Origin of the sequence: Frankia sp. CcI49 (assembly GCF_001983215.1) — a bacterium.
GTDB classification, from domain to species: Bacteria; Actinomycetota; Actinomycetes; order Frankiales; family Frankiaceae; genus Parafrankia; species Parafrankia irregularis.
Genome location: NZ_MOWP01000033.1, coordinates 30,674 through 44,219, shown reverse-complemented (window position 1 = coordinate 44,219; position 13,546 = coordinate 30,674). Strand labels below are relative to the sequence as shown.

General features: G+C 69.8%; 10 protein-coding genes. 6 read left to right on the top strand and 4 right to left on the bottom strand.

All coding sequences use genetic code 11. From position 1 onward, the window contains the following. Positions 1–68: 68 nt before the first annotated feature. Positions 69–1,703: a DHA2 family efflux MFS transporter permease subunit gene (locus tag CcI49_RS29710; RefSeq protein WP_241840310.1), complete on the top strand. Its 1,635-nt coding sequence runs from the start codon at positions 69–71 to the stop codon at positions 1,701–1,703. On the opposite strand, the gene CcI49_RS29705 is transcribed toward CcI49_RS29710, so the two are convergent. Together CcI49_RS29705 and CcI49_RS29700 are read right to left on the bottom strand one after the other, a co-directional pair. After that, positions 1,680–3,230 carry a hypothetical protein gene (locus tag CcI49_RS29705; RefSeq protein WP_198955673.1) on the bottom strand — a complete coding sequence of 517 codons (1,551 nt, stop codon included), beginning with the start codon at positions 3,228–3,230 and terminating at the stop codon, positions 1,680–1,682. The genes CcI49_RS29710 and CcI49_RS29705 overlap by 24 nt on opposite strands. After that, positions 3,227–3,739, bottom strand: a complete 513-nt coding sequence (locus CcI49_RS29700; RefSeq protein WP_152991492.1) for a hypothetical protein — start codon at positions 3,737–3,739, stop codon at positions 3,227–3,229. The genes CcI49_RS29705 and CcI49_RS29700 overlap by 4 nt, the downstream gene beginning before the upstream one ends. 330 nt (positions 3,740–4,069) lie before the next feature. Between CcI49_RS29700 and CcI49_RS29695 the strand changes: the two genes are divergently transcribed. Next, positions 4,070–4,438, top strand: a complete 369-nt coding sequence (locus CcI49_RS29695; protein WP_054568197.1) for a S4 domain-containing protein — start codon at positions 4,070–4,072, stop codon at positions 4,436–4,438. Positions 4,439–4,462: 24 nt separating this feature from the next. On the opposite strand, the gene CcI49_RS29690 is transcribed toward CcI49_RS29695, so the two are convergent. Then, positions 4,463–4,948 (bottom strand): HIT domain-containing protein, encoded by a 486-nt coding sequence (locus CcI49_RS29690; RefSeq protein ID WP_076831961.1) that lies wholly within the window; start codon positions 4,946–4,948, stop codon positions 4,463–4,465. 552 nt (positions 4,949–5,500) lie between these two features. On the opposite strand from CcI49_RS29690, the gene CcI49_RS29685 reads away from it, so the two are divergent. The 3 genes from CcI49_RS29685 to CcI49_RS29675 all read left to right on the top strand — a co-directional run bounded on the left by CcI49_RS29685 (position 5,501) and on the right by CcI49_RS29675 (position 10,873). Then, positions 5,501–7,906, top strand: a complete 2,406-nt coding sequence (locus CcI49_RS29685) for a hypothetical protein (protein ID WP_076831957.1) — start codon at positions 5,501–5,503, stop codon at positions 7,904–7,906. A gap of 206 nt (positions 7,907–8,112) precedes the next feature. Further along, positions 8,113–9,528 (top strand): glycosyltransferase family 4 protein, encoded by a 1,416-nt coding sequence (locus CcI49_RS29680; RefSeq protein WP_054568194.1) that lies wholly within the window; start codon positions 8,113–8,115, stop codon positions 9,526–9,528. A gap of 157 nt (positions 9,529–9,685) precedes the next feature. Continuing rightward, entirely contained in the window at positions 9,686–10,873 is a 1,188-nt protein-coding gene (locus CcI49_RS29675; RefSeq protein ID WP_347280148.1) for an ABC transporter substrate-binding protein, read from the top strand. 91 nt (positions 10,874–10,964) lie between these two features. Here the strand turns inward: CcI49_RS29675 and CcI49_RS29670 are convergent, their stop codons facing one another. Next, positions 10,965–11,672, bottom strand: coding sequence for a DUF2599 domain-containing protein (locus tag CcI49_RS29670; protein ID WP_076831954.1), 708 nt, complete (start codon positions 11,670–11,672; stop codon positions 10,965–10,967). Positions 11,673–11,944: 272 nt separating this feature from the next. Here CcI49_RS29670 and CcI49_RS29665 point away from each other — a divergent pair, with 272 nt between their 5' ends. Beyond that, positions 11,945–13,510, top strand: coding sequence for an acyl-CoA synthetase (locus CcI49_RS29665; RefSeq protein WP_076831951.1), 1,566 nt, complete (start codon positions 11,945–11,947; stop codon positions 13,508–13,510). Positions 13,511–13,546 lie beyond the last annotated feature (36 nt).

Here is a 13,546-nt window from a genome sequence, read left to right as displayed (position 1 = left end):
GGAAGGAGGCTGGCCCGACTGACGTGCCGGCCGGGTCCTCCCCGCTGGCCTCGCGGGAGGAGACAGCAGTGGCCGTGCTGCCAGCCAGGCCGCCGAGCGCGGACGACGGGTCCGCTCCATCTCCGGACACATCGGGAGGCGCAGCGGGCGGTGCCTCGTCCGCGGGAACGCCCGGGATCCGGCCCCGGATGGTCTTCGCCGCGCTGATCCTCGGCGGTCTGCTCGTCGTCCTGGACATCACGATCATCAACGTGGCCATCCGGACGCTGGCTCGGGACCTGGAGGTCTCGCTGCCGGTCATCCAGTGGGTCTCGACCGGCTACACGCTGGCTCTCGCGATGACGGTGCCGACCAGTGCCTGGCTGGTGGGCCGGTTCGGGGTCCGTCGCGTGTACGTCGGTGCGCTCGGCGGCTTCGTGCTGGGATCGGTGCTGTGCGGGCTGGCGTGGGACATCGGATCGCTCATCGCCTTCCGGGTGCTCCAGGGCGTCGGCGGCGGCCTGGTGCAACCGGTCGGGATGATGATCGTTTTGCGGGCGACGCCCCCCGAACGGCGGGGGCGTGCGATGGGCCTGCTGGGGCTCCCGGTTCTCGTCGGGCCGGTGCTGGGGCCGACCCTCGGCGGTTGGCTGGTCGAAACCTCCTGGCGATGGATCTTCCTGGTGAACCTGCCCGTGGGCCTGGCCGCGCTGCTGCTTGCCGCGCGGGCGCTGCGCCCCTTCACCGGCTCGGCGGGTGATGCCGCCGCGGCAGCCGGTGGTGCTGTCGGTGATCGTGCGACCGGCCCACGACTTGATGTCGCCGGTCTCGCCCTGGTCGCGCCCGGCCTGGCCCTGTTCGTCTTCGGGCTGGCCGAGAGCGGTCGCCTGGGCACGGTCGCGTCCAGCTCCGTGGTCGTGCCCGCCCTGGTCGGCATCGCGATGGTGGCCGGATTTGTGGTCCGTGCCCTGAAGACACCGGCTCCGCTGGTCCGGATCACGTTGCTGGGGCGGCGGGCGGTCGCCTCCGGCGCGGTCACACTGGTGCTGTTCTCGTCGGCCTACTTCGGATCGATGCTCGTCCTGCCGCTGTACTGGCAGGTCGCACGGGGGCTCAGCCCGGCGGAGACGGGCATGCTCGGGATACCGCAGGCTCTGGCCACCGGCCTTTCGCTGCAGGTGGCAAGCCGGCTGGTCGATCGGCTGCAACCGGCGCGGGTCGTCGGATTCGGTATCACCCTGGCGGCGTCCGGGCTGCTCGCCGCGGTGCTCCTGCTCGACGCCAACACTCCGTACTGGCAGCTCATGCTCGCGATGTCGGTCACGGGTGTCGGGGCCGGTTCGACGATCATGCCGACCATCACCACCGCGCTGCGTAACCTCGATGATCGGGACTCCCCGTCGGGGAGCACGCTGCTGAACATCACCAGCCAGGTCGGCGTGTCGATCGGCACCGCCGCGACCTCGGTCGTGCTGGCCTCCGGCCTCGCCTCGCGAGGGCTCGCCGCGGTGCTCGCCGGAGGAGACACCGGCGGTGGATCTGACACCGCTGTACCAGGCGCAGGCCCGGCGCAGGCGGCTGTCGACGTCGCAGCGGGCTTCGCGGCCGCCTGCCGCACCACCCTCGGCGTGCCTTTGGTTCTCATGGCAGGCGCTCTGGTCGCGGCCCTGACGGTGCTCCCTCGCCGCGCCAGCCGGACCTCAACAGCCGTCGTCGAAGGGTAGCCGGCCCAGCTCCCAACCGGTGTCCTCCCAGGTGTCCTCCCGGCCGGCGCCCACCGCGGCCTGGCCGCCGCCCGCAAGCTCGCCGGTTGCCGGCGGCGGCAGCCGCACGGTCGAGTGGTCGGTCATGGCCTCCTTCCCGGCGGCCGATTCGAGGATCACGGAGAGCTCGGTCGTTTCGGCGCTGGTGAGCTCGTGCAGCAGCGGAAGGCAGACCAGCAGCTCCGACATCGGCACCTTGCTCGGGCCTCGGGGCGCGACGATCTGCGCGGTGAAGTCACAGACGAGATTTCTGTCCCGGGTGACCGGAATCCGCGCTCTGGTGACACGTGCGTCCGGGCCGAGCGACGCGGCGAGCGCGGCGAGGCGCTCGTCACGGGTGATGTCGATGCTCTCGTCCGACCGGTAGACGATGCTTCGACGGTCGGCGGTGATCTCCAGCTCGGCCACCACGGTGCCGGCGGCCCGCTCGAGCAGGACCGCCAGACTGATTCCGCGGGTGCGCGCCCCGGATGTTTTCCGGCGCAGCTCCTCGACGGAGGTGTCGAAATATGCGGAGAAACCCGCGGAACGCAGTGAGAGGAGCTTTCTCTCGATCGCCCATTCCAGGGCGGCCGGCTCCTCGGTCGGGCTGTCCGTTGTTTGCTGGAGGTGGAACGCGCGGGCCCAGAGGACGTCGATGTTGTGCGTGATGAAATGCTGAAGGTTTCGGGTCGAGCGGCCGATCTTCAGCCGGGTGAGCTGCTCCAGTGTCGCGTGCCGGCCCAGCCGCCGCCAGAACTCCGGGTCGACGATCTCGTCGCCGCTGAGAAGGAACTCCAGTGCGCTGTCCGCGATCTCGCCGGACAGGTCGCGGACACCCGGAAACCGTTCGATACTTCCGCCGGACCCGACCCACACCGCCTGGAGGAACTGGTTCAGCAGGCGGGACTGCCGCCGACGAAGCCTGGCGGTGACGATGTCCGTCGCGTGCCTGGTGCCCTCGACCGCCAATGAGCGTGCCGCGTCGATACCCTGGCTGAACCCGTCGGCGATGAGGGATGCGTTCTCGGCGTCGAGGAATCCGCGCCCGTCCTGGGTGAGAGCCGTGGAGATGATCCGGACGTCGGGCGAGCGGTCCCGCCGCTCGATCATCGTGGCGAGGCCGTCGGCGTCGGTGAGAAGCGTGTTGACGGCGCCGGTCTCCGCCGCGAGGCGGGCCTGGGCCGCGCGGGCGTTGCGGTGGTGCCCGATGCTGAAGACGATCGGCTCACGGTCCTCGACAAGGGCGACATCGCGGGCGAAGTAGTCGGCATCGCCGCTGAACTTCAGGTACATGAATCGCTGGCCGGCGGCCTCGTCGTCCGGCCATTCCAGTACGAAGTCGGGCATGTACGAGTGATTGAAATATCCTGTGTCGCGGATTCGCGCCGACGTGTCGGTCGCCTCGATCTCGCGCGCGACGACGGATTTTATGCCCTGGATGCTTTCCCGGGTGCTTGATATGCCGAGTGCTGCTTCCAGTGCGGCGGCGTAGGTCGGGGTGGTCATCCGGCTCCCCTCTCGATGCCTACCGCCCGAAGTATACTTAGGTTCTCGGTGGAGATCACCAGCTTCTCCTGTCGTTCGGAGAGCACGATGATCCACAGGCGTTCCGCCAGGAGCTCGCAGGTCTCGTCCGAGATCTGGTCCACCGGGTGGTTCGACGGGTGGTTCGACGGGCTTCCGAAGACCCGTCTGCGGTGCAGCTTCACAGCCGATCGGATCTCTCCGGGTGAGCGGAGGTCTGACCAGCGGGTCACCAGGAAGGGGGCCCAGGTGATCCACATGAAGTGGTCTATTCGCGTGGGCTGCAGCGTCAGCGCGCGGTAGCATTTCGCGAGGAACTCCACATAGAGGGTTCCCTGGTCGTGATGGCCGTCGTAGAACTTGGACTCGGCCACGAACTCGTGGCCCTGGAACTCGCCGCCCAGCAGAACTCCGCCGAGGTCGTAGGAGAAGCTTCCACCATCAGCCCACCGGTAGCTCAGCTTCGCCACTGCCACTGGCTCGGGAGTCACATAGTAGACGTTCGCACGGGTCGTGGCCTCGAGCCAGAGCTTTGCCCGGCGGGCTCCATCCGCTCCACGCTGGTGCAGCTGCTCCCCCGCCACGGTTGTCGAGGGTATCCGACCCAGGTGGGCGTAAAGGCCGTCAACCGGGGCCTCTGGTGGCCGTTGGCGACCGGGATTCCTGGCCGCTGCCCGTCCCGGCCGTGTTGACCAATGTGTTTTCGCAGGTGGTGGACTTGTCCGTGGCGAAAGTGATTGTCTTCGGTCGCGTTGGCGGCTCGGCTGGCGGTTTCACGATCAGGCTCGCCACCAGCGCTGTCGGTTCGTAGCATCCTCTCCATGACGTCGGAGGAAGGGACCACACGGGTTGACATCTGGATCTGGTCGGTCCGGCTCGTCAAGACCCGCACGATGGCGGGGGATGCCTGCCGGGGTGGTCACGTCCGGCTCAACGGTGAGCGGGTGAAACCGGCCCGGCCCGTGCGGGTCGGGGACGAGGTCCGGCTCCGGCAGGACGGCCACGAACGTGTCGTGGTGGTGACCAAGGTGCTCACGAAGCGGGTCGGCGCCGCTGTCGCGGCGGAGTGCTACCTCGACAACAGCCCGCCACCACCGGAGCGCCAGCCGCTGATGGCAGTGCGTGATCGGGGTACGGGGCGCCCGACCAAGCGGGACCGCCGAGCGGTGGAACGGCTCCGTAACCGCTGAAAGTCACGGAAAGGATCACTCGGCCTACGCGGTGGTCGTGATCCGTGCGGCGAGCGCTCGGGCGAGGTCGTTCATCGCCGCCTCGGGCACCCAGGCTGCCGAAGGCTCGCGCAGGTATCGGAAGATCGACGGGCCGCGCTCCTCGACGGGAACGTCGTGCGCCCGGGGAATGACATGCACGTGCAGGTGGTCGAATCCCGGGGCCTCGGAAAACGCCGCGACGTAGGTTTTCGCGCACCCTGTCACGTCGGTCAGCGCCAGGCTCAGCGTGCGGCACAGAACGCCGAGTTCGGCGGCCGCGGCCGCGTCCAGATCGGCGATCGTGGTGATGTGTCGACGGGCGACGAGCACCAGCCAGCCCGGAAGCGCGCAACGGATGGCGTGTGCCGCGCGCCATCCCGCACCGACCAGGATTCGCTCGCGGATCGGCAAGGTGGCCAGCGAAGCCTCCTGCTTGCATGAATAGCAGCTGTCCGAACCAGTTGCTTGGTCGTCGAGCACGATCGTCATCCTAGGAGAGCCGGACCCCTCGCCGGCCCGTATTCGACAATGAGCCTCGGTACTCGGTACTCGGTACTCGGCGACGGCAGCCTGAAGCCGCGGCTCGAAGATCCGGGGATTTTCGTCGTTCCAACGACCGGGATCCTCATGTCCTGCCACCCGGGTGTCACGGGAGGCCGTGAACACCTGGTTTGGCGGTGGTGCCCCGGTCGGTGCGGCTTGCCTGTGGGCGCCGCGGGCCACCAGCGAGATCGGCCAGCGGCGTGGCGTGGCGACATGACGGCGTGGCGTGGCGACGCGGCGGCGCGGCCGGCTGATCCGCATTGGCCTATGTGGCCAGCTCAGGGCACTGAAGTGACACTTTTCCGACCCCGTTGCAGGAACCCGTCAATGGTTTTCTATCATTCCAGGTACTGCATACGGATCATTTGTTGCAAACGGCTGGGTGCGAGCAATCCGCCCAGCGGCCTTGGATGGGGTCGGGCAGGTACATGATCGGAAAAGGTTCGCACCGCACCGTGGCCTGCGCGTGACAAACGCCGCCAACTCCCACCGCGGCCGATGACCATCGAGCCGATGACCGTCGACACCACGGTCGACGAGTCGACCGTCCACGTGTCGACGGTGCGCGAGGCGCCCCTCGACGAGGCGCCCCTCGACGAGGCGGCACTCGACAAGGCTGCCGTGGTGGGGGCGTCCCGCAGCCTCGGCGTACGTGGGCGGGTGGTGTCGCGACCCGCACGCACGAGGCGGACCCGCCTGCGGCTCTCGCGTCCGGCGATCGCCGTCACCGTGCTCGCACTGCTGTCGTTCGTCGGCAGCGTGCTCCTGCAGAAGATCCTCTTCCCGGACGGTTCCGGTGACGCGGACGAAGCCGCCTACGTCCTGCAGGCCCGGATGTTGCTCCAGGGGCGGCTGACCCTGGACGCCACGGTGGTCGAGCCGTTCTTCCGGCCCTGGCTCACCGGTGAGCACGACGGCAGGGTGTTCACGAAGTATCTGCCTGGCTGGCCGGCGATGCTCGCCGCGTCGCAGGCGCTGTTCGGGACGATGGTGGTCGCGCCCGCGGCGGTGGCGGCCGGTTGGGTCGTCGGGACGTTCCGGCTGGCCAGAGAGCTGTTCGCCGATGTGCGCACGGCGCTCATGGCGGCGGCGGGCGTGGCCCTGTCGCCGATTGTGCTGCTGCACACCGCACTTCCGCTTGCGTACGCCGCGGGTGCGGCGACGCTCGTGTTCGCGGCTGCCGAGCTTCTGCGCGGGGCCCGGACCGGTTCGCGGCCAGCACTGCTCCTGGGCGGTGCCAGCGCGGGCTTCGCGCTGCTCATCCGGCCGTTCGACGCGGTCCTGGTACTTCTCCCGGTGCTCGGGCTGGTGCTGCTGCGGGCACGGCAGCTGACCGGCTCGGAATGGTCAGAGCCGGTGGTACGGCGGGGGGCGCTGTCGGGGGCCCGGGCGTGGGTGCGGGTCCGGGCGCGGACGATGGCGCATCGCGCGGGCTGGGCCGGGATCGGTGCGCTGCCGTTCGTGCTGGTGGCGGCGGCCTACTGCTGGTACGTCACGGGATCACCGCTGCGCATGCCCCTGTCGGCCTCTGATCCGCTGGACCGCTTCGGCTTCGGGCCGCGGCGCATCCTGCCGTCCGAGTCGAGTTTTCTGTTCACCCGCCGGCTGGCGCTGGACGCGCTACGCGAGACCCTCGCTGCCGCCCCCAGCTGGTTGTTCGGTGGCACCGTCCTGGTGGGGTTGGCGGCCGCTGGCCTGTTCGCGCCACGGCGCCGGCCCGAACGGATCATGCTTCTGGCCGCGGCCGGCATGGTGCTCGGTGGCTATTCCTTCTGGTGGGGCTCCGCGTTCGCGATGCCGGGCCTGCGTAACGGGCTCGGGCCGCATTACCACCTCGCCGCGTTCACCCCGGTCGTCATCCTCGCGGCCGAGGGCGCGCGGTGGCTCTGGGGCCTGTCGCGGCGCCTCACCGAGTGGCTGGGCCTGGCCGGGCGTGCGGTCGGCGAGCGTGCGGTGGCCGGGCGCGCGGTGGGCCGGCGCGCGACGGCCGGGCAGGTGATGGCCGGGCGGGCGGGGGACTGGTGGGCGGCGGGGTTGCACCTGGCCCGGCCGGGGGTGGCCGTGGTCGCCGGGGTGGGACTCCTCGCGATCACCTGGTCGAGTCTGCCGGGGCGCATCGACGTCCAGCGTGGTGTCAACGAGAGCAATCATTTTGTGGACGAGTTGATCCCTGACGAGCTCGACACACCCGCGGTGATCCTGGTGACGCCGCAGACCCCGAGCCGGTACACCCAGATCCCGTACCACACGCTGCGGAACTCCCCAGATCTTGATGATCCGGTCGTCTACGCGGCGGACATCGGTCCCGGCTCGGCTGCGCTGCCCGACCGGATGCCCGGCCGGACGATCTACCGGCTGCGGCCGGAGGAGATTGTCGACCCGACCGTTCCCGGCAGCTTCCGTGGCTCCTTCGAAGCGTTGCGGCGGGTCACCGGCACTCGTATCGAGATCCAGGTGAACGTGCGGGCACCCGTTGGCGCGGGCCAGGGCCAGGGCCAGGGGCTGGGGCAGGAGCCGCGACTGTACGTGCGGCTCGGTGGTGCGCTGCGGGCGCTCGACGGTGCCACCAGCCACACCTTTGTTCTCACCACGAGCGATCTGGCGACCGGTCCGGACGAGATCGGAATCTCGCCGGCGTCGCCGCCCGAGGAACTCGTCGTGGGTTACGCGGACGGCTCCGGCGCCGGGGCCGCCGTCTGGGAGGAACGGATCCCGATGGTCCAGCGCTCAGACGGCGAGCTCGCGCTGCTCGCTCCCGGGCTCGGCTGGCGGCGGCTGCCCACGGCCTCCGGTACCGAGTGGATCGCGGCGGCGACCCGGCCGGTGCTGCAGGTCTCACTGAACCGGCTCGATCCGGGCCTTTCGGGCCTTTCGGGCCGGGCCGCCACCGGTGGCGGCCGGTAGAGGTCCGACATCCAGGTCGTATCAGGTACACAGCGAGAGCTTGGCGACAGCTCGCGTCGAATTCCGCCGGGCGCTCACGCAGGTGACAAGGAAGGTTGTCGTGCGACCGGCCGGGCCGGCCGACCCAAGTAGCCTTTGCATGCTCTTTCCGGTACTTGACTTCTTCCGGTACCTGATCCGCTCCCAGGTCCGGGTCTGGGGATGCGATGGGGCTACTCGGAACATTCAGGAACCTAACGGTTCTCTTCTTCTGCGAGCAGTATCCACCCATTGTCTGGGATGGTGCCGGAACGTACACGGCGGCTCTTGCCGCCGCCCTTGTCGGGCTCGGGCACAACGTGCACGTTCTATGTGCTCAGGGGCGGCGGATCTCGGACACCGTGGAAAACGGAGTGCACGTGCACCGGCGGCCGTTGCTGCAGGCTCCGGCGACCCGTGCGCTGGGCGGCCTCGGTTCCCGGCTGCGCGGCCCACTCCACCCGCGTGACTCGCTCGCGCTGCGGGCCAGCCTCGCGGTCTCCTACAGCTTCTGGATGCGCCAGCTCCAGCTTCGGCCGGATGTGATCGAAACACAGGACGGCGAGACCCGCGCCCTCATCGAGGCGGTCTGCCACACCCGGCCGCTGGCCATCCACCTGCACTGCCCGACGATGCTCGCGGTCCGCCTCGCCGGGCAGCCGATCGGCACCCGCGGCCTGGTCGCGGACCGGCTCGACCAGGTCTCGGCGCGGCGGGCCGCCGTCGTGACCGCACCGTCCCAGCTGCTCGTCGACGAACTGCGCCGGGACGGCTGGCTGGGCGACCGTGCGGTCGAGGTGATCCCCAACCTCTTCGACGCCACGCCGTGGCGTGGGCTGCCGGACGCCGGGGCGACCGAGCCGACGATCGCCGTCGTGGGTCGGCTGGAACCGTTCAAGGGCGTCGACGTGCTCCTGGACGCAGCCGCCCGGCTGCGGGCCGCAGGCGTGACGCACCGCCTCGTCGTCGTGGGTCGGTCGGCGGGTGCGATCGGCGGGGTGGAGTCCGGCACCTGGCTGCGGGGCCGGGCCCGTGAGCTGGGTGTTGACGCCGAGTTCACCGGTCACCTGACGGCCGCGCAGATCCGTGAGGTCTTCGGCCGGGCCCGGGTCGTGGCGGTGCCCAGCCGGTTCGAGAGCTTCTCCCTCGTCGCCGTGGAGGCGATCGCGGCTGGACGTCCCGTCGTCGTCACGAGCCGGACGGGAGTCGCGCCGTTCGTGCAGCGCTGGAACGCGGGAACTGTGGTCCCGACCGGTGACCCGGCCGCCCTGGCAGACGCGCTGGCGCCCTTCCTGCTCGACGCCGGCTGGGCGGCCGCGGTCGGCGAGCACGGCCGGCACGGTGTCACCGAGCTCGAACCCGAAGCCATCGCCCGCCGCAAGGAGGCCGCCTACCTGCGCGGAATCAAGGAATTTCGCGCGCGGCAACGGGGCGCCACGACGATTCGTCCCGGTCTCCGTCTCCGTCCTCACCGTCGGCCGGCTGGCTGGCTCCCGGAGCCGAGACCGCCCGCCGCGGACGTTCGGAGCCGAGATGGCGCAGCGAGCCGGCCGGAACACAGATCTCGTATCGACATGCCGGAGTCGCCAGCCCGGACCCGCTGAGCGGCGGCGTGGCCTGACCACGTGACGCACTGAGAACGGGTCTGTGTCGAAGGTGCCTTTTTCGTTAGAATTTTGCCGATATAGGGGATGTGCTGCTGTCTGTGAATAAGCGAGAGGGCCCATCATGCGCTTGTGTCGTCAGGCTGGCCTGTTAGGTATGGCGGCCGCCGTCCTTGTCGCCGCGAGTGCTGGCTGCTCGGCTACCAGCACTGTCGACAGCCAGGGTGGCGCCGCCGAAATCTGCACGAGCCCCGGGGTATCGGCGGACCAGATCACGTTGGGCTTTGTCTACCCCGACTCCGGCCCGGGCAGCGACGCACTGTCCTCGACCCGTGCCGGTGTCGACGCCCGGCTCGGCCTCGCCAACGAGCAGGGCGGAATCCACGGCCGGCGGATCGTCTATGACTGGCGGGACGACGCCACCTCGCTGACCCAGAACGTTCAGGTCGTCACGAGCCTTGTTCACGACGAGTCCGTCTTCGGCCTTCTCACGGCTTCGGTGACGATGGGCGACTCGATGGCCGCTCTTTCCGCGGACGGAGTACCCGTGGTCGGGCTTGCCGCCGAGTCGTCCTGGTCGAACTATCTGAACATGTTCAGCTTCGTCTACGCGGACTCGCCCGAAGTCGTCGCGCAGTATGTCGCTACAAGCGGCGCGGTCAGAGCGGGCATTGTCATCACCGGCGACGCGCCCTCGACGCTGCAACTGGCGGCCAGGTACACCTCCGCGCTGGCGTCGGTGGGCATTGCGTCGGAGTCGGTCCCCTTCAACCCGGCGGTCGACAGCGCCACCCAGACGGCGCGGCGCCTCGCGGCGTCGGGCGTGAACGCACTTGTCGGCCTGTCGAGCCTGGACGATCTCGCCACCATCATGCAGGCCGCTCACACCACGGGAATGGAGATCGCCGCCAGTGTCGCGCTGAGCGGGTACGACCAGCGATTGCTTGCGGCCAAGGGGAAGCAGCTCGCCGGTGTTTCCTTTCCCGTCGCCTTCCGCCCGTTCGAGTCCGGCGGCCCCGCCATCGACCGCTATCGGCAGGCCATGAACGCGTTCGCGCCACAGGCCGGCGGGCCCGACCAGCAGTTGGCGATGTTCGCGTACATCTACACCGACATGTTCCTGCGCGGCCTGGAGCTGGCCGGCTCCTGCCCCACCCGCCAGGGATTCATCAACGCGTTGCGAGGGGTCACCGACTACGACGCGGGCGGCCTCATCTCCCCGGTGAGCCTGCGTGACAACATGGGCAAACCGAGCCCCTGTTCGGCGATCGTCCAGATAAATCCCGCCGGCGATGCCTTCGACGTCGTCAGGCAACGCGTCTGCGCCGACGGGACGAGCAGCTGATCCGGTTCCCGGCGCCGGTGTTCGGGCAGCGCTGTGCCGGGTAACGCTGCGCCGGGCAGCGCTGTGCCGGGCAGCGCTGTGCCGGGCGGCGCTAGGCGTGCTCGCCGGTGGGCTGCGAACGGGGCGGGACGCCGTCCGGGCGGTAGGCCTTCATCGGGGTGGTGGTCGGGTCGGTGCCCAGGGTGTTGCCGCAGCGGGTGGAGATCCACCGCCGGCGCCCCGGAGTCGGCCGCCAGCTCTCGATGTCGAACGTCGTGCCGGTCGCGTACTGCTCCCCGCCGGACCCGGGGACCAGGGCGAGGAACTCGTGGCAGCGGAGCTGGTCCTGCAGGCTCTCGGTCACCGTGGAGTCCAGCGTCCCGACGCACCTGTTGATCGCCGCCCACATCTCCGAGACTGCTCCGTCGCGGTCATCGGCGTGCCGCGCCGCGTCGGTGGGCCACAACGAGATCCGGAAGTCGCCGCCGGCCCACCGCTGCACGGTGATCTCCTCGGCGTAGTGGCTCGCACCGCAGTAGGGCGCCGCGCCCGCGGCGTCGGGCCGGGCCGCGGGCGCGGAGGTGGCGGCTGAGGCCGGCCCGGTTGCCGACGCTGTGGCGGTCGGGTCGCGGTCCGACGAACCGGCGCCGGTCGAGTCGCGCGGTGTGCCGGTGGCCGGCCCGGTGGTCCGCTGGTCGCCGGGCGCTTCGGCGTCGGAGGCTTTGTCGCTGCCCCCGGCATTGGCCACCGTGATCGCCACAGCGGCCAGCAGCCCGGCAGTGCCGATCAGGCCCACCGTCGATCGGCGCTGCTGTGTCATTTGTTGAGCGTAGGGCCTGCCTGGAGGATTGCCCGCCGGATCGGCGACAGGGCGCCGGGGGTGTCCTGACCTCGATGTCAACACCTATCTCCGGTTCGGAGAATCTGATATTACGTCTAGAAGAGCGTCGTTCTGCTCGGCACGAATGCTGCTTCCGCAGCGGAAGGTGGCCGTGGGTCTGGTGGGTGGCGGTCTGCCGGCGGTGCCCCTGCGCCGCGGGGAACCGCCGGTTGCCCGCGGCGGTCACCCGCACCGCAGGAACCGGAGGATCCATGTACCCGCCCGACTTCGTGACACTGACCCCCGACAAGCCCGCGGTGATCCTGACCGGTGGCCCCGGCGGTGCGGACCGCGTCCAGACCTACCGTGAGCTGGCCGAGGGTTCCGCGCGGTTGTCCCGCTTACTCGTCCACTCGGGCCTGCGCCCGGGTGACTGCCTGGCGATTCTCGCCGAGAATCATCTGCGCTACTTCGAGCTGGTGTGGGCGGGTCTCAACTGTGGCCTCTACATCACTCCGATCAACTCCCACCTCACCGCACCCGAGGTCGCCCACCTGGTCAACGACAGCGGTGCGAAGGCACTGGTCACCACGCAGAAGCTGGCCGGTGTCGCGGAGGGGATCGTGGCGGAGACGCCAGGGGTCCTGCGCCGGCTCATGCTCGACGGGTCGTCCGAGCACCACGAGGATCTCGACGTCGCCACCGCCGGCTACGACAGCGGGCCCCGCGAGGACGAGATCCGCGGCTCGTTCATGCTCTACAGCTCGGGGACCACCGGCCGCCCGAAGGGCATCCGTTTCCCGCTGCCGGACACTCCCGCCTCCGCCGGCGACGTCCAGCTGCTGAACGGGACGGTGCGGATGTACGGCCTCGACGCCGACTCCGTCTACCTGTCGCCCGCGCCGCTGTACCACGCGGCACCACTGAGGGTGTCGGCCGTGTTGCACAGCATTGGGGGAACCGTCGTGGTGCTCCCGAAGTTCGACGCGCAGGAGGCGTTGAGCGCGATCGAGCGGTACCGGGTTCTCGCCGCGCAGTGGGTGCCGACGATGTTCGTCCGGATGCTCAAGCTCGCCCCGGAGATCCGGAACCGTTACGACCTGTCGAGCATGCGCATCGCCCTGCACGCCGCGGCGCCCTGCCCGGTCGACGTGAAGCGCCGGATGATCGAATGGTGGGGGCCGATCGTCTACGAGTACTACTCCGGCTCGGAGAACTTCGGCAGCACCGGTATCTCCAGCGAGGAATGGCTCGCCCACCCAGGCTCGGTCGGGCGCGCCCAGGGCGGCGGTGTGCTGCACATCTGCRCCGAGGACGGCACCGAGCTGCCCGCCGGCGAGACCGGGGCGGTCTACTTCGAGAGCCCAGGTGCCGGCTTCAGCTACCACAAGGATCCCGGGCGGACCAAGGCCGTGAGCCACCCCGCCTATCCGGGCTGGCGCACACTGGGCGATGTCGGTCATGTCGACGAGGACGGCTATCTCTACCTGAGCGACCGGCGTGACTTCACGATCATCGCCGGCGGTGTCAACATCTACCCGCGGGAGATCGAGGACGTCCTGGTCATGCACGACGAGGTGGCGGACGTCGCCGTGTTCGGAGTCCCGCACCCGGAGCTCGGTGAGCAGGTCAAGGCCGTCGTCCAGCCGGCGACCATGGCCGACGCGGGGGACGCGCTGGCGGCCCGCCTGCTGGACTACTGCCGGGACAGGCTGGCCCCGTTCAAATGGCCGCGCTCGATCGACTTCGTGCCTGAGCTGCCCCGTCTCGACAACGGCAAGCTCTACAAGAAGGCGCTTCGGGACGTCTACTGGGCTACCGAGTCGTCCAGCGTGTAGCGGCGGCCCGTCCGCGTGGTGCGGCCTGTCGGAGGC